This window comes from Streptomyces sp. R28, assembly GCF_041052385.1.
Lineage (GTDB): Bacteria > Actinomycetota > Actinomycetes > Streptomycetales > Streptomycetaceae > Streptomyces.
On sequence record NZ_CP163439.1, the window covers coordinates 5,296,315 to 5,312,864 of the forward strand.

General features: G+C 70.0%; 14 protein-coding genes and 1 tRNA gene. 9 read left to right on the top strand and 6 right to left on the bottom strand.

The window, feature by feature from the left end; all coding sequences use genetic code 11:
• Positions 1–8: 8 nt before the first annotated feature.
• The 5 genes from AB5J49_RS23540 (at position 9) to AB5J49_RS23560 (ending at position 7,341) form a co-directional block, all read left to right on the top strand.
• The gene (locus AB5J49_RS23540; protein ID WP_369170592.1) at positions 9–2,075 is read left to right on the top strand and encodes a copper resistance CopC/CopD family protein; all 2,067 of its coding nucleotides are present in this window, start codon (positions 9–11) and stop codon (positions 2,073–2,075) included.
• A gap of 8 nt (positions 2,076–2,083) precedes the next feature.
• Positions 2,084–3,418, top strand: a complete 1,335-nt coding sequence (gene efeB, locus AB5J49_RS23545) for an iron uptake transporter deferrochelatase/peroxidase subunit (RefSeq protein WP_369170593.1) — start codon at positions 2,084–2,086, stop codon at positions 3,416–3,418.
• Positions 3,419–3,643: 225 nt separating this feature from the next.
• Positions 3,644–4,576: a prephenate dehydratase gene (gene pheA, locus AB5J49_RS23550; RefSeq protein ID WP_369170594.1), complete on the top strand. Its 933-nt coding sequence runs from the start codon at positions 3,644–3,646 to the stop codon at positions 4,574–4,576.
• Between the two features lie 654 nt (positions 4,577–5,230).
• Positions 5,231–6,508, top strand: a complete 1,278-nt coding sequence (serS, locus tag AB5J49_RS23555; protein WP_369170595.1) for a serine--tRNA ligase — start codon at positions 5,231–5,233, stop codon at positions 6,506–6,508.
• A 29-nt stretch (positions 6,509–6,537) separates the two neighbouring features.
• Positions 6,538–7,341, top strand: coding sequence for an HAD family hydrolase (locus AB5J49_RS23560; protein ID WP_369175231.1), 804 nt, complete (start codon positions 6,538–6,540; stop codon positions 7,339–7,341).
• A gap of 147 nt (positions 7,342–7,488) precedes the next feature.
• Here AB5J49_RS23560 and AB5J49_RS23565 read toward each other — a convergent pair.
• The 6 genes from AB5J49_RS23565 to AB5J49_RS23590 form a co-directional block, all read right to left on the bottom strand.
• A tRNA-Ser gene (locus AB5J49_RS23565) sits at positions 7,489–7,576 on the bottom strand.
• A 282-nt stretch (positions 7,577–7,858) separates the two neighbouring features.
• Positions 7,859–8,101: a hypothetical protein gene (locus tag AB5J49_RS23570; protein WP_369170596.1), complete on the bottom strand. Its 243-nt coding sequence runs from the start codon at positions 8,099–8,101 to the stop codon at positions 7,859–7,861.
• A 171-nt stretch (positions 8,102–8,272) separates the two neighbouring features.
• Entirely contained in the window at positions 8,273–8,992 is a 720-nt protein-coding gene (locus AB5J49_RS23575) for an ABC transporter permease subunit (protein WP_369170597.1), read from the bottom strand.
• Between the two features lie 11 nt (positions 8,993–9,003).
• On the bottom strand, positions 9,004–9,915 hold the full coding sequence (locus tag AB5J49_RS23580) for an ABC transporter ATP-binding protein (protein ID WP_369170598.1): 912 nt from the start codon (positions 9,913–9,915) through the stop codon (positions 9,004–9,006).
• On the bottom strand, positions 9,912–10,847 hold the full coding sequence (locus AB5J49_RS23585) for an ABC transporter permease (RefSeq protein ID WP_369170599.1): 936 nt from the start codon (positions 10,845–10,847) through the stop codon (positions 9,912–9,914). Before AB5J49_RS23585 ends, AB5J49_RS23580 begins: the two co-directional genes overlap by 4 nt.
• A complete protein-coding gene (locus AB5J49_RS23590) occupies positions 10,837–11,814 on the bottom strand; it encodes an ABC transporter ATP-binding protein (RefSeq protein ID WP_369175232.1) in 978 nt (325 codons plus the stop codon). Before AB5J49_RS23590 ends, AB5J49_RS23585 begins: the two co-directional genes overlap by 11 nt.
• A gap of 254 nt (positions 11,815–12,068) precedes the next feature.
• Between AB5J49_RS23590 and AB5J49_RS23595 the strand changes: the two genes are divergently transcribed.
• The 4 genes from AB5J49_RS23595 to AB5J49_RS23610 all read left to right on the top strand — a co-directional run bounded on the left by AB5J49_RS23595 (position 12,069) and on the right by AB5J49_RS23610 (position 16,368).
• Positions 12,069–12,920, top strand: coding sequence for a M24 family metallopeptidase (locus AB5J49_RS23595; protein WP_369170600.1), 852 nt, complete (start codon positions 12,069–12,071; stop codon positions 12,918–12,920).
• An 8-nt stretch (positions 12,921–12,928) separates the two neighbouring features.
• Positions 12,929–14,686 carry an SDR family oxidoreductase gene (locus AB5J49_RS23600; protein WP_369170601.1) on the top strand — a complete coding sequence of 586 codons (1,758 nt, stop codon included), beginning with the start codon at positions 12,929–12,931 and terminating at the stop codon, positions 14,684–14,686.
• 33 nt (positions 14,687–14,719) lie between these two features.
• A complete protein-coding gene (locus AB5J49_RS23605; RefSeq protein WP_369175233.1) occupies positions 14,720–15,697 on the top strand; it encodes a MerR family transcriptional regulator in 978 nt (325 codons plus the stop codon).
• A 122-nt stretch (positions 15,698–15,819) separates the two neighbouring features.
• Positions 15,820–16,368: an RNA 2'-phosphotransferase gene (locus AB5J49_RS23610; protein WP_369170602.1), complete on the top strand. Its 549-nt coding sequence runs from the start codon at positions 15,820–15,822 to the stop codon at positions 16,366–16,368.
• The last annotated feature ends 182 nt before the right edge of the window (positions 16,369–16,550 follow it).

Here is a 16,550-nt window from a genome sequence, read left to right on the forward strand (position 1 = left end):
AGATCGCCTTGACCCAGACCATCGCCCCCCGCGTCCGGACCCTGGTGCTGCTGCTCCTGGCCGCCACCGGCCTTCTGCTCGCCGGCGCCGGGCCGGTCTCCGCGCACGCCGCGCTGACCGGCAGCGACCCCCAGCAGGGGGCGGTGGTCGACAAGGCCCCGACGCAGATCTCGCTGTCCTTCTCCGAGAAGGTCGCCCTGTCCGACGACTCCCTGCGCGTGCTCGACCCCAAGGGCCAGCGCATCGACCGCGGCGACCCGGCCAACCTCAGCGGCACCACGTACGCCGTGAAACTCCACAGCGGCCTGCCCGACGGCACCTACACCGTCACCTACCAGGTGGTGTCCGAGGACAGCCATCCCGTCGCCGGCGCCTACACCTTCTCCATCGGCGCCCCCTCCCAGACCACCGTCTCCGTCTCCGGCCAGACGGCGGGCGGCGGGATCGTCGGCGCGCTCTACGGGTTCGGGCGGTACGTGTCGTACGCCGGCTTCACCGTCATGGTCGGCGCCGCCGCCTTCGTGCTCGCCTGCTGGCAGCGCGGGACGGGCGTGCGGCCGCTCCAGCGGCTCGTCGTCTCCGGCTGGCTGGCACTGACCGCCGCCACGCTCGGGCTGCTCCTCCTGCGCGGCTCGTACACCAGCACCGGCAAGGTCGGCGACATCTTCGACCTGGACCTGCTGGGGCAGGTGCTGCAGACCAAGACGGGCGCGGCGCTGGTCTCCCGGCTGCTGCTGCTCGCCGCCGCGGCGCTGTTCATCGCCGTGCTGTTCGGGGCGTACGACAAGCGTGAGGAAGAGGAGAAGCAGGACCTGACCTTCGGGCTCGCGATCGGCGGGACCGTGGTGGCGGCGGGGCTCGCGGCGAGCTGGGCGATGTCCGAGCACGCCTCGACCGGGCTCCAGGCCGGGATCGCGATGCCGGTCGACGTCGTCCATCTGCTGGCCGTCGCCGGCTGGCTCGGCGGGCTCGCCGCACTGCTCGTGGCGCTCTACCGGGCGCCCGCGGACACACCGGTCGACGCCTCCGCGGTACGGCGGTTCTCACGCGTCGCCTTCGGCAGCGTGCTCGCGCTGGTCGCGACCGGGATCTACCAGTCGTGGCGCCAGCTCGGATCGTGGTCGGCGTTCACCGGGACGCGGTACGGGCAGTTGCTGCTGGTCAAGATCGGGCTCGTGGTGCTGCTGGTCGGGATCGCGTGGATCTCGCGGCGGTGGACGGCACGGCTGGCGGATGCCGTCGTGGAGCAGCGGCGGGAGGCGAAGGACGCGGCTGAGGGCGAGAAGGGGGCGGGCTCGGGTACGGGTACGGGTACGGGTACGGCGGACACGGTCGAGGAGGATGTGGAGGGCGAGGGCGAGGCTGTCGAGGGCGAGCGGGAGCACGCCACCGCGCGGGCCACCACCTCCACCCCCGCTTCCGCTTCCGCTTCCGGCAAGAAGGGCGCCTCGGTCGCCGTGGCCGACGACAAGGGCAGCGACTCCAAGGGCAGCGACTCCCAGCGCGCCGCCCAGCTCGCCCGGCAGCAGGCCGCGATCGACACGGCACGGCAGAAGCAGCAGCGGGACGCCGACCCGAACCGGTTCGGACTGCGCCGCTCGGTGCTCGCCGAGGCGGGCGTCGCCGTCGTCCTGCTGGCCGTCACCACCATGCTGACGTCGACCGAACCGGGGCGAACCGAGGAGGCGGCCAGGGCGGCCACGTCGGCCTCTTCCGCCGACGCCTCGGCGACCGGGGCGCTGACCCTGGACATGTCCTTCGACACCGGCGGCGAGGACGGCAAGGGCGTCGTACGGATCGACCTCGATCCCGCGCGCGTGGGCGGCAACGAGATGCACGTCTACGTGGAGCGGCCCAACGGCCGCGCCTTCGACGTCCCCGAGGTGAAGGTCGCCTTCACCCTCGAGTCCCAGGACATCGGTCCGCTGCCCGTAGTCCCCGACCACATCACCACCGGACACTGGTCGGCGACCGGAGTGCAGATCCCCGTGGCGGGCGAGTGGAAGATCGCCGTCACCGTCCGGACCTCCGACATCGACCAGACCACCGTCTCCAAGAACGCGCAGATCGGCTGAACCGCACCATGGCTGACCAGTCCATTCCAGAGGCCCGCAGCCCCGAGAAGGCACTTAATGGCGGCGTTTCACTCAATGCCGGCGTTTCCGAGAACGCCTCTGTCGAGGACGGCGCCTCCCCCAAGGAGGGCATCTCGCGGCGGCGGCTGCTCGGAACCGCCGGTGCCACCGGGCTGGTGCTCGGTGCGGCCGGCGGGGCCGTGGGATACGCCGCCCGGCCGGCCGAGGCGACACCGCTCACCTCGCTGGGCGCCGAGCAGGTGATGTTTCACGGGAAACATCAGCCCGGCATCCTCCAGCCGCTCCAGGCACGCGGCCACGTCGTCGCCTTCGACCTGACGGCGGGCGCGGGCCGTAAGGAGGCGGCGGCATTGCTGCGCCGTTGGTCGGAGACGGCACGACGGCTGATGGCGGGCGAGACGGCCAAGCAGGACGACACCGACGTGGCCCGGGACGCCGGGCCGTCGTCCCTGACGATCACCTTCGGCTTCGGGCACAGCTTCTTCGCGCGAACCGGCCTGGAGAAGCAGCGCCCGGTCTCCCTGGACCCGCTGCCCGACTTCTCCTCCGACCGGCTCGACAAGGCGCGCAGCAACGGCGACCTGTGGGTGCAGATCGGCGCCAATGACGCCCTGGTCGCCTTCCACGCCCTGCGCGCGATCCAGAAGGACGCCGGCCAGGCCGCCAAGGTGCGGTGGCAGATGAACGGCTTCAACCGGTCGCCGGGGGCCACCGCGCACCCGATGACGGCGCGCAACCTGATGGGCCAGATGGACGGCACGCGTAATCCGAAGCCGACGCAGGCCGACTTCGACGAGCGCATCTTCGTGCCGGAGTCCGGTTCGAAGGACCCCGCGTGGATGGCGGGCGGCTCCTACGCCGTCGTACGCCGCATCCGCATGCTGCTCGACGACTGGGAGCAGCTCTCGGTCAAGGAGCAGGAGGACGTCATCGGGCGCCGCAAGTCCGACGGGGCGCCGCTGTCCGGGGGCACCGAGACGACCGAGATGGACCTGGAGAAGACGGACAAGGCAGGGAACCTGGTCGTCCCCCTCAACGCCCACGCGCGCATCACCCGGCCCGACCAGAACGGTGGCGCGGCCATGCTGCGGCGCCCCTTCTCGTACCACGACGGCATCGACGCGGACGGGGTGCCCGACGCGGGGCTGCTGTTCATCTGCTGGCAGGCCGACCCACTGCGCGGCTTCGTCACCGTCCAGCGCAAGCTCGACCGCGGCGACGCACTGTCGAAGTTCATCCGGCACGAGGCGAGCGGGCTGTTCGCGGTGCCGGGTGGGGCGGCGGAGGGCGAGTACGTGGGGCAGCGGTTGCTGGAGGGGTGACGCGGGGGGGCGAGGGGCGGGGCAGGCAGGGCACGGGGGGAGCCGGGCTGGGCAGGGGCGAGCGGGGGCAGGCATGAGCCGGGGCACGGGTGAGCCGGCTGGGCTCGGCACATCCCATGAGCCGGGCTGGGCTCGGTACATCCCGTGAGCCGCGTCCGGATCCCCCTTGGCGTGGCCGGATGAGATATGTCCACCGCGTTTCGCAAGGCCCATTAGGGTGAGGTCATGCCAGCGAGCTATGCCTATCTCGGCCCCGAGGGCACCTTCACCGAGGTCGCCCTGCGCACGCTTCCCGAGGCCGCGACCCGGGAGCTGATCCCGTACGTGTCCGTACAGTCCGCGCTCGACGCGGTGCGCCTCGGCGAGGCCGAGGCCGCGTTCGTACCGATCGAGAACTCCGTCGAGGGCGGGATCACGACCACGCTCGACGAGCTGGTCGCGGGCAAGCCGCTGATGATCTACCGCGAGGTGCTGCTGTCGATCACCTTCGCGCTGCTGGTCAGGCCCGGCACCAAGCTGTCGGACATCAAGACGGTCTCCGCCCACCCGGCCGCCCAGCCGCAGGTGCGCAACTGGCTGAAGAAGAACCTCCCGGACGCCCACTGGGAGTCGGCCGCCTCGAACGCGGACGCCGCGCGTCTGGTCCAGGAGGGCCAGTACGACGCCGCCTTCGCGGGCGAGTTCGCGGCCGCCCGGTACGGCCTGGAGGCCCTGGAGACCGGGATCCACGACGCGGAGAACGCCCAGACGCGGTTCGTGCTGGTGGGCCGGCCGGCCCGGCCCGCGGCGCCGAGCGGCGCGGACAAGACGTCCGTCGTCCTGTGGCAGCGCGACGACCATCCCGGCGGGCTGCGCGACCTCCTGGGCGAGTTCGCCACGCGCGGCATCAACCTGATGCTGCTGCAGTCCCGGCCCACCGGTGCGGGCATCGGCAACTACTGCTTCTGCATCGATGCCGAGGGGCACATCTCGGACCGCCGGGTGGCGGAGGCGCTGATGGGGCTGAAGCGGATCTGCCTGGAGGTGCGGTACCTGGGCTCGTATCCGCGCGCGGACATCGAGCCGGGGGATGTGCGGACGCCGCGCCAGGGGACGTCGGACGAGGCGTTCGTGTCGGCGGCGGACTGGGTGGCGCGGTGCCAGGACGGGCGGTTCTGAGCGGCCCGTACCGCCCGTACGGCCCGTAGGGCCTGTGCGTGCTGTGCGTGCTGTGCGTGCTGAGGTTGCTATGACGAGAGCTTGGACCGGCCCTGTGACGGTCGGTTCGTGACCGGCTCCCGCACAGGCTTCTCGCCAGTACTACCAGCTTATTGTCGTTATCCACAGGCGTTATCCACAGGTACTCTTCTCGACCTGGGGACAAGTCGACAAGCAAGGGTGGGGCTGTCGACAAATCACTCTCCGAGCCACCTCGGTGTCCACCATCGCGCAAGTCACCCTTCGTCCACTCTTTTCCTTTGGGCAATCCTTTGGGGCGACCGCTTTCCACTCGAAAGTGCGGATGGATAGGGTTTGCCCTGGGAATCCTCGACCTGCTCGGCACATTGCGGAGTGATCAATTCCGACGTCCACAGTCCATCCACACACCCTGTGGATAACTCTTCCCCGGCTGGGGATCCCTGTGGACAACCGCGATCCAAATCCCGTTCCCCACAAGGGAATCGGGTCAACCGGCCGCCCCGCGCCTGCCCCGTTCCAGGGAGTGAGACGCCCTTTATTGACACACCTCGCAATTCATCCCCAACGGAACGTAAGCCGTGGTTCGGAATAGCGAGTCGTGGGCTGTCACCCCGCCCCGGTAGCCTTGAGCGCGTGATTGACCTTCGCCTGCTCCGTGAGGACCCTGACCGAGTGCGCGCCTCGCAGCGCGCCCGTGGAGAGGACGTCGCGCTCGTCGACGCCCTCCTGTCTGCCGACGAGCGGCGCAGGTCGTCCGGCGTCCGCTTCGACGAGCTGCGTTCCGAGCAGAAGTCGCTCGGCAAGCTCATCCCCAAGGCCTCCGGCGACGAGAAGGCCGAGCTGCTGAAGAAGACCGGCCAGCTCGCCGCCGACGTCAAGGCGGCCGATGCGGAGCAGCACGAGGCCGACGAGGAGACCAAGCGCCTCCTGCTCCAGCTCGGCAACCTCGTGCACCCCGACGTCCCGGTCGGCGGCGAGGAGGACTTCGTCGTCCTGGAGACGCACGGCACCATCCGCGACTTCGGCGCCGAGGGCTTCGAGCCCAAGGACCACCTGGAGCTCGGCGAGGCGCTGGGCGCCATCGACGTCGAGCGCGGCGCCAAGGTGTCCGGCTCGCGCTTCTACTACCTCACCGGCGTCGGCGCCCTGCTGGAACTGGCGCTGGTCAACGCGGCGATCGCCCAGGCCACCGAGGCCGGTTTCATCCCGATGCTCACCCCGGCGCTGGTCCGCCCGCGCGCCATGGAGGGCACCGGCTTCCTCGGCCAGGCCGCGGAGAACGTCTACCACCTGGAGAAGGACGACTACTACCTGGTCGGCACCTCCGAGGTCCCGCTCGCCGCGTACCACATGGACGAGATCCTCGACGCCGACAAGCTGCCGCTGCGCTACGCGGGCTTCTCACCCTGCTTCCGCCGCGAGGCCGGCACGTACGGCAAGGACACCCGCGGCATCTTCCGCGTGCACCAGTTCGACAAGGTCGAGATGTTCTCGTACGTCGCCCCCGAGGACGCGGAGAACGAGCACAAGCGGCTCCTGGAGTGGGAGAAGCAGTGGCTCACCGGTCTTGAGCTGCCCTTCCAGGTCATCGACGTGGCCTCGGGCGACCTGGGCGCGTCGGCGTCCCGCAAGTTCGACTGCGAGGCGTGGATCCCGACCCAGGGCAAGTACCGCGAGCTGACCTCGGCCTCCAACTGCGACGGCTTCCAGGCGCGCCGGCTGTCCGTCCGCATGCGTGACGGCAAGAAGGTGCAGCCGCTGGCGACGCTCAACGGCACGCTGTGCGCCGTACCGCGCACGATCGTGGCGATCCTGGAGAACCACCAGCAGGCCGACGGCTCCGTCCGGGTTCCCGAGGTGCTGCGCCCGTACCTGGGCGGCCGGGAAGTCCTGGAGCCGGTGGCCAAGTGAGCAGGGCCGTTGGCGAGGCCTCCGGCGAGTTGTCCGGGGGCTTTCCGTACAAGCTGATCGCGACCGACCTCGACGGAACGCTCCTGCGCTCCGACGAGTCGATCTCGCGGCGCACCCGTGACGCCCTCGCCGCGGCCACCGCGGCGGGCGCCGCGCACATCGTCGTGACGGGCCGCGCGGTCCCCTGGACGCGCCACATCCTCGACGACCTCGGCTACGAGGGCCTCGCCGTCTGCGGTCAGGGCGCCCAGGTGTACGACGCCGGCGAGCACCGCCTGCTGACGTCGGTGACGCTGGACCGACAGCTGGCGGGTGTGGCGCTGGCCAAGATCGAGGCGGAGGTCGGCCCGCTGTTCCTGGCGGCGAGCCGCGACGGCCTGGACGGCGACGTCCTGGTCGGGCCCGGCTACGCGGTCACGGGCACGCTCCCGGCGACCCCGTTCACGGACGCGGCGGATCTGTGGAGCGCCCCGCTGAACAAGATCTACCTACAGCATCCGAACCTCTCGGACGACGAGCTGGCCGAGGCCGCCCGCCAAGCCGCCGGCGGCTTCGTCACGGTGGCCATGGCGGGCGAGGGCATCGTCGAGCTGCTACCGCTGGGCCTGTCCAAGGCCACGGGCCTGTCTCTGGCCGCCCGCCGCCTGGGTATGAAGGCGGCGGACACGATCGCCTTCGGCGACATGCCCAACGACATCCCGATGTTCGCCTGGGCAGCGCGTGGAGTGGCCATGGCCAACGCCCACGAGGAGCTCAAGGCGGTGGCGGACGAGGTGACGGCCTCCCATGAGGAGGACGGGATCGCGGTGGTGCTGGAGCGGTTGCTGGGCTGAGGTCGGCGGGACACCGGCGCCGACATACATGCGGGCGCTCAGCTCCCGCCAAGCCGCGGCAACCGTGCCCACGGCCTGCAGCACCGGGTGCCTTTTCAAGAGAGCTCAAGCCCTGCAAACCGGCCAAGCTCCAGTGGAAACGTCTCGCGGAGGATGCACGAATCGAACGTGCGCGGGCTTTTCAGACCCGACCTTGGCTTAGCAAGCCAGTGCCTTACCACTCGGCCAATCCTCCGGGTGGGCGACCCACGCGAGAGCGACATCGCGTGCTCGAAGCGGCCGCCCCGGGCAGCTCCCCGTGCGGTGCGGACTCGTCGGAGGGGTAGCGATTACTCCGGAGTCCGCCGCCGGCTGCCCTGTCGGGAGCTCGACGTACTGCCGTGCATGGGCATCGTCGAACTCCTCTCCCAGAACGTGGCGCCGAACTCGTCGTCCGGCGGTGTGGACACAACCACTGTGCCTGTACGGCGAGTTGGGTGCCACTGATTAAAGGCCCCGGTGAGGCGCCGCACGCCCCTTAACGGCGGCGCCACTTGCGTCGGCGCCCCTTGCTGAAGAACCACCCGGCAGGCGGCTCGTCGGAGCGCCACGGCTGCGGTTCGGGCTTCTCGCGGCGCCAGCGCGCGGCCAGCATGCGGGCGCGGGCGGACGGTTCCGAGGTGTCGGCCGCGCGTATGAAGTCGTCGTCCAGGACCAGGTTGTCCCAGGTGTCGTCCCCGGACTGTTCGCGACCCTCGTGCTGCGACGTCCCGCCTGCCATCCCCGTCCTCCAGTTCGTGCAGTACATCCCCCTCTGCCCAGTGTGCCCGGGCAGAGGTGAAGCGCCCGTCAAGAGCGGGCCCGGTCAGGGGCCCAACTCTTTATTTCTCACCGGAGAACTCGTCTCCCGGCGTTCACTCATCACCAGCGAGTCACACTCCCCACCGGCGAGTCACTCCTCACCGGCGAGCGTCAGCGACCGCAGTTTCTGTCCTGCGTACCAGGTCGCGAGCACGGTGACGACGGCCAACAGCACGGTTGCCGTGGGCAGTGAGACGTCCGACGTCACCATCTCCCCGCCGGCGACCTTCTGCGCCACCGCCAGCGCCCACTGCTGGACGCTCAGCGTGCGCGCCCCCGATACCAGGGAGCCGAACAGGGCCTCCCAGACGAGCGCGTAGACGAGCCCGAAGACCACCGCGTGCCGGGACACGGTCCCGAGCAGCAGGAAGAGTGCGGCGTAGGCGATGGAGGCGACCAGCGCGGCCACCGTGTAGGCGACGGCGATCTGCTGGCCGTTGCCGTTCAGGATGAACCCGGCGATGAAGGTGGGCAGCGCCGAGAACACCATCGTCACGGCGATCGCCACGATCAGCTTGGTGAAGATGATCGTCGACCGTTTCACCGGCTTGGACAGCAGATACACCACCGAGCCGTCGTCGATCTCGGGCCCGATCGCGCCGGTCCCGGCGATGACACCGATGATCGGCACCATGGGGGCGAGCGCAAGCCCGCCGAGCAGGTCCGACGCGGTCTGGTCGTCGGCTCCGGCGAGAGCGCGCACCACCACGGAGACCGCGATGAGCAGCAGCGGCAACGCGCCCAGGATGAGGGCCCGGCGGCGGCCGAGCAGTGCTCGGTAGGTGAGCCGGGCGACTGTGGGGTCGTACATCTTTCGGCCTCCTACGCCGCGACGAGATACGAGAAGACGGACTCGAGGGACTCGTCGGACGGCGAGACCGTGAGCAGGCGGACGCCGTGTTCGCGTGCCACCCTCGGCAGCAGGGCCGTGAAGCGGCCGAAGTCGACGGCCTGGATGTGCAACGCGCCCTCGGCCAGGTCGACCTCGATCCCGGACGTCGACGGGTCGGCGATCAGCGCGGCCGCGAGGGTGCGGTCGTCGCTGGAGCGCACCAGGTAGCGGTGCGGGCGGTCGGTCATCAGGCGGCGGATCTTGCGGAAGTCGCCGCTGGCCGCGTGCCGCCCGGCGACGACCACCTCGATGTGCCAGGCGAGTTGCTCGACCTCTTCGAGGATGTGGGAGGAGAACAGCACGGTGCGGCCCTCGTCGCCCATGCGCCGCAGCAGGTCCATGAGCTGCATGCGCTGGCGTGGGTCCATGCCGTTGAAGGGCTCGTCGAGCAGGAGCAGCGAGGGGTTGTGGACTAGGGCGCTCGCCATCTTCACGCGCTGGCGCATGCCCTTGGAGTACGTGGAGATCTTTCGGTCCTGCGCGTACTCCATCTCGACCGTGGCCAGGGCCTTTTGGGCGGCCTTGGCGCCCAGGCCGTGCAACTCGGCGTTGGCGACGACGAATTCGCGGCCGGTGAGGAAGTCGTACATCGCTTCGCGCTCGGGGACGATGCCGATGTGCTTGTAGATGGCCTCGTTGCGCCAGACCGGCCGGCCGTCGAGGGTGACGGTGCCGGTGGAGGGGGCCAGGAAGCCGCCCATCATGTTGATGAGGGTGGACTTCCCGGCGCCGTTGGGGCCGAGGAGGCCGGTGACGCCGGGGCCGATCGTCATGGTGATGTCGTTGACGGCGACCACGTTGCCGAACCAGCGGGAGACGTGGTCGATGGAGAGCGTGGTCACAGTCCGACCTTTCGGTAGCGGCGCATGAGGAGGCCGTAACTCGCGGCGATCAGGCCGAGGGTGACAAGGACGTAGAGGACGCCTTCGCCGTTGCTCGGGCCCACCCCGCCGGGGAACGCGGAGCTCGCGCCCAGGAAGGCGGACTGCACGCCGTCGATGAGCGTGACCGGCGAGAAGAGGCCGATCCAGGCGATGGCCCCGCTGCTGCCCCCGTCGTCGCCGAGGGACTGGGCGTCGGCGATGGCCTGGAGGGTGGACACCGCGCCGTAGGAGATGGTCAGTACGGCGATCACGGCCGCGATGCCGAAGCCGCGGCGCGGGGTGACCGACGCGATGACCAGGCCGAGGCCGGCGAAGAGCAGCGAGAGCAGTGCCACGGAGACGAGTCCCTGTGCGAATCCCTTGGTCTGGTCGGCGAAGTCGAGCTTGGCCAGCAGCGCACCCACGTAGAGCACGAGCAGCGGGGCCGCAGTGAGGATGAACAGCGCGGAGGCCAGCGCGGCGAACTTGGCCCGTACGTAGTCGGCGGTCTCGATGGGCCGCGAGAAGTACAGCGGTACGGTCTTGAAGCGCAGGTCGCGGGAGACGGACTGGGGCGCCTGCGAGGCGACGTACAGGCTGATGACGGCCTGCATGACGATCGCGTAGCGGGTGTAGTCGACGGGCAGGTCGTTCGCCTTGGTGGCGACCGCGACGGCGACCATGATGGCCGCGGGCACGCACATCACCACGAACAGCAGCATCGGCAGCACCTTGGACTTCACCGAGCGGCCGAGGCCGTAGGCGCCGCGCAGGGACTGCGAGTAGAGGGAACGGGTGGCGTAGGAGCGGCCGAGACGGGGGCCGTCGTAGCTGCGGTAGCCGATGTTGTGGATACGGGTCTGGTCACCCGGCTGGGTGACAGGTGTCTGCAGGGGCTGCTCAACCGCCATGGCCGACCGCCTCCTTCCGCTGTGCTTCGCTGCTGTGCTCGCTGTCGGTGAAGACCTCCGAGATGTGGTGCCGGCGCTGTTCCATGCGCACCAGGCCGAGGCCGAGGTCGGCGACCACGTCGCGCACCAGGTCGTAGGTCTCGTCGCCCTGCGCGGTGAGCAGCAGGATGTGCCCGGCGCCCGGGAGGCCGCCGCTGCCGTCGAGAACGTCCACCCCGCGCGCGTGGAGCGCCTCGCGCACCGCGCGGGTGCCGTCCGGGTGGTCGTCGGTGTCGGTGACCTCGATGGCGAGGGTCGTCGTGGTCTGGGTGAAGTCGGTGGTGGAGCTGGAGCGCAGGAGCTTGCCGCCGTCGATGACGACGACGTGGTCGCAGGTGCGCTCCAGTTCGCCCAGGAGATGCGAGGTGACCAGGACCGAGATGCCGAAGTCGGTGTGGATGCGGCGGATGAGGCCGAGCATCTCGTCGCGGCCGACCGGGTCGAGGCCGTTGGTCGGCTCGTCCAGGAAGACCAGCTGCGGGTCGTGCACCAGGGCCTGCGCCAGCTTCACGCGCTGCTTCATGCCGGTCGAGTAGCCCCCGATGGGGCGATAGCGCTCCTCATAGAGACCGACGTGGCGCAGCGTGTCCGCGGTGCGCTCGCGCGCGGCGGCGGGGGGCAGGCCGGACATGCGGGCCATGTGCACGACGAACTCGGTGGCCGAGACGTCGGGCGGCAGACAGTCGTGCTCCGGCATGTATCCGACGCGCTCGCGGATGGCACCGCCCTTGGTGGCGACATCGAGGCCGAGCACGGCGGCGCGGCCCTCGGTGGCGGGGGACAGACCCAGCAGGATCTTGATCAGTGTGGACTTGCCGGCTCCATTGGCTCCGACGAGTCCGGTCACACCGGGCCCGACGTCCACGGAGAGCCGGTCAAGCGCGGTCACCCTGGGGAACCGCTTGCTCAGGCTTTCGGTCGCGATCACAGTCACGCTTCGAAGGTAGTGACACGGACCACGCCGGTCGTCACCCCGCAGAGCTGTATCGGGGTCAGACTCCAGGACTACGGGGCCCTAGGGGTCACCCCTGAGTCGAACAACGCGACCCTGGTTTTCCACATCGGCGTGGTTTTCCACAGCCCGAGACCCGCCTATTGACGCAGCCTCTAACAACTGTCACATTCACCAGTGTCAAGTTACGGGCACGTACCGCAGTCAGTGTGGACAAGTGGGGCGGTGGCATGACTACGGCAGTGACAGGCGAACTCCGTGCGGATTCCGCGGAATTGCGTGGGTTCAGGCAGGTCCAGCGACTGGCGTACGAGTGCGCGGAGGCCGTCGCGGCGCGGCTGGAGCCGGGCATCACCGAGCGCGAGGCGGCGCGTATGCAGCGCGAGTGGCTGCGTGAGCGCGGTGTGCGGGACTGGTTCCATCTCCCCTTCGCCTGGTTCGGGGATCGCACGGCGTTCGTGAACTTCCGCATCCCGCTGCAGTTCTTCCCCACCAACCGCCGACTGGAGCCCGGGATGCCGTTCATCCTGGACATGGCCCCGGTGTACGACGGCTACACGGCCGACATCGGCTACTCGGGCTCACTCGGCATCAACCCCGTACAGGACAAGCTGATGGCCGACCTGGAGGCGCATCGCGAGCTGATCCTGCGCCAGGTGCGCGAGCGGCGGCCGCTGCGGGAGATCTACGAGGACGTGGACCGGCTCATGGTCCGCCAGGGCTACGCCAACCGGCACCGCGCCTATCCCTTCGGCGTGATCGCGCACAAGGTCGACAGGGTCGAGCGGCACCGTTGGTCGGCGCATGTGTTCGGGTTCGGCGCCCAGTCCCTGAAGGGCCTGGCGAGCGACGCGCTGCACGGGCACCGCGAGGGCTGGTCCCCGCTGTGGTCGCCGTACCGCTTCTCCGACCACCCGCCGCAGCCGGGCCTGTGGGCTGTCGAACCCCACCTGGGCTTTCGGGGGACGGGCGCGAAGTTCGAGGAGATCCTGGTCGTCACCGACTCCGTGGACCCCGAGGAGAGCGCCTTCTGGCTGGACGACGATCTGCCGCATGTGCGGCGTTGGGCGGAGGAGAAGTGACGGTGCCGGTGACTCTTCAGAGCGCGCGTGAGCGCCGGGTGCGGACCGGCGGGGTCGAGCTGTGCGTCGCCGAGCTGGGCGACCCCGGGCAGCCGACGGTGATCCTCGTGCACGGCTATCCGGACAGCAAGGAGGTGTGGTCCGAGGTCGCGCCGCGGCTGGCCGACCGCTTCCATGTCGTGCTGTACGACGTCCGGGGCCACGGCCGCTCGACGGCACCGAAGCCGCTGCGGGGCGGCTTCACGCTGGAGAAGCTGACGGACGACTTCCTGGCCGTCGCGGACGCGGTCAGCCCGGACCGGCCCGTGCATCTGGTGGGGCACGACTGGGGCTCGGTGCAGTCCTGGGAGTTCGCCACCGTCAAGCGCACCGAGGGCCGGATCGCCTCCTTCACGTCCATGTCCGGCCCGTCCCTGGACCACTTCGGACACTGGATCAGCAACCGGATCAAGCGCCCCACCCCGCGCCGGGTCGGCCAACTCCTCGGCCAGGGCGCCAAGTCCTGGTACGTCTATCTGCTGCACACACCCGTGCTGCCCGAACTGGCCTGGCGCGGCCCCCTCGGCAAGCACTGGCCGAGGCTGCTGGAGCGCTTCGAGAAGGTGCCCGGCGGCGGCTATCCGACCTCGTCACTGCCGACCGACGCGGCGCACGGGGCATGGCTGTACCGCGACAACGTCCGCTCCCGGATGCGCCGTCCGCGCACGGACGCGTACGCGCACGCGCCCGTACAGCTCATCACGCCGCTCGACGACGCCTTCCTGTCGGAGAAGCTCTACGACGAACTGGAGCAGTGGGTTCCGCAGTTGACCCGGCGCACCCTCCCGGCGAAGCACTGGATCCCGCGCACCCGCCCCGACCAACTCGTGGCCTGGATCACGGAGTTCGTGACATCCGTGGAAGGCGGGCGGCCGGACTGCGTGACGGCGACCGGGAAGTACGCAGACCGCTTCGGCGGGCAGCTCGTCCTGGTCACCGGCGCCGGCAGCGGCATCGGGCGGGCGACGGCGTACGCGTTCGCCGAGGCCGGCGCGCGCGTGGTGGCCGTCGACCGGGACGCCGAGGCCGCGTCCCGCACCGCCGAGATGTCCCGTCTGATCGGCGCCCCCGCGGCCTGGGCGGAGACGGTCGACGTCTCCGACGAGCAGGCCATGGAGAAGCTCGCCGAGAAGGTCGCCACCGAGTACGGCGTGGTGGACGTCCTGGTGAACAACGCCGGGATCGGACTGTCGGGGTCCTTCTTCGACACCACGCCGGAGGACTGGAAGAAGGTCCTCGACGTCAACCTGTGGGGCGTCATCCACGGCTGCCGCCTGTTCGGGAAGCAGATGGCCGAGCGCGGGCAGGGCGGCCACATCGTCAACACCGCGTCAGCGGCGGCGTACCAGCCCTCCAAGGCGCTGCCCGCCTACAGCACCTCCAAGGCAGCCGTACTCATGCTGAGCGAGTGCCTGCGTGCGGAGCTGGCCGGCCAGGGCATCGGCGTCACCGCGATCTGCCCCGGCCTCGTCAACACCAACATCACCTCGACCGCCCACTTCGCCGGGGTCGACGCCGAGGAGGAGAAGCGGCGCCAGAAGAAGTCGGCGCGGCTGTACGGGCTGCGGAACTATCCGCCGGAGAAGGTCGCCGACGCGATCCTGCGGGCGGTGGTGCGCGGTGAGGCCGTGGTTCCGGTGACGCCGGAGGCGCGCGGGGCCTACCTCATGTCGAGGTTCACGCCGCGGGCACTGCGCAGGATCGCGCGACTGGAGCCGCCGCTATGAGTGGGAGCCACCGCTGTGAGTGAGGTCAGCCGGGTGGCCGACCAGCGCGGCGAGGTCGGCCACGCGGCCGGCGGGCCGGCCCTTCCGGCCTACCGGATCGAGGACCTCGCGCACCTCAGCGGTGCCACCGTGCGCACCATCCGCGCCTACCAGGACCGAGGCCTGCTCCCCCGCCCCGAGCGCCGCGGCCGGGCCAACGTCTACTCCGACGCCCACCTCGTCCGCCTGCGCCAGATCGCCGACCTCCTCGACCGCGGCTACACCTTGGCCTCCATCAAGGAACTCCTGGAGGCCTGGGACGCCGGTCGCGGCCTCGGCGGGGTGCTCGGGCTGGTCGCCGAGGTGGACGGGCCGTGGACCGACGAGGAGGCGGTACGGATCTCGCGTGCCGAGCTGGACGAGCGCTTCGGCGGCGCCCCGGACGACGCAGCGGTGGCCGATGCCGTGGCCCTCGGCGTGCTGGAGCCGGACCCCGCAGACGCGGACTCCTTCCTCGTGCCGAGCCCCCAAGAGCTGGCCGTGGCAGTCGAGTTGCACTCCGCCGGGGTTCCCCTGTCCGCGATCTCCGGCCATCTAAGGGAGTTGAGGGGGCAGGTCGAGCACATCGCAGCCCGCTTCCTGGAGTTCACCACCGAACACGTCTTCGCCCGCTACCTGGACGGTCCACACCGTCCGACGGACGCCGAAGCGGCCGAAGCGGCCTCTCTCGTACGACGACTGCGCCCACTCGCTCAGCAGACAGTGGACGCGGAACTCGCCCGAGCGATGCGACTGTTGGCGGTGCGGCACCTGCGTCAGCATCTGGACACGGGCGAGACACCCGATCCGCGGGATCGGACGCGGTCCGTGGCGGTCCCGGCCGAGACGATGGTAGCCGTGGAGAGGCTTGTTGGCCCGGGCCAGGCCGGGTCCTTCATCGCGCTGGCCGCCGAACGGGAGGTGAGGGCCCGCGCCTTGGATCGGCTCGCCGCAAGTCACGTCACGTCAACCGATCTTGACGAAACCTCTTGAATCGGCGGCTCGTTGTCCACAGAATCGCCAATTCCCCTGTGGATAACCGCACTTGGTTGTGGATCAAACATCCGGAGCGAAATCGTTCGCGTGATTCACACCTCTCCCGGCACGCTGGTGGCATGGACGAAAGACGCACCGTGAAGGTGTCGAAGTACCTCTCGAAGCACCTGCGCCATCAGCCCGAGCGAATCGGGCTCACGCTCGACGAGGGCGGCTGGGTCGAGATCGACACCCTGATCGCCGCCGCGGGCGCGCACGGCTTCCGGTTCACCCGGAAAGAGCTGGACCACGTGGTCGCCGCCAATGACAAGCAGCGCTTCGCGATCGAGGGCACCCGGATCCGCGCCAGCCAGGGCCACAGCATCGACGTCGACCTCGGGCTGCCCCCGGCGACACCGCCGCCGTACCTCTACCACGGCACCGTGGCCGACAGCCTCGACGCGATCCGCGCCGAAGGGCTGCGGCCCATGAACAGGCACGACGTGCACCTCTCGCCCGACCGCGAGACCGCCACGCGGGTCGGCGCCCGGCGCGGCCGCCCACTGGTGCTCTCCGTGGACGCCGGCGCCATGCACCACGACGGCCATGTCTTCCACGTCAGCGCGAACGGGGTGTGGCTGACGAAGGCCGTGCCACCGGAGTACCTGCGTTTCCCCGACTCGGACTGACCCCCCTGCCTTACAGCAGGCTCGGGGCCCACCTCGGGCGTGCTCAGTGATATAGACCAATTTTCCCACCACGGAGGCCGCCGTCACCGCCACCGCCCTCCGCGCAGTCACCGCCGAGTACGCGCAATCAGCCTCACTCCGTGGCTGAGCAGCCGCGCGCGGTGACTGTTTCACGTGAAACC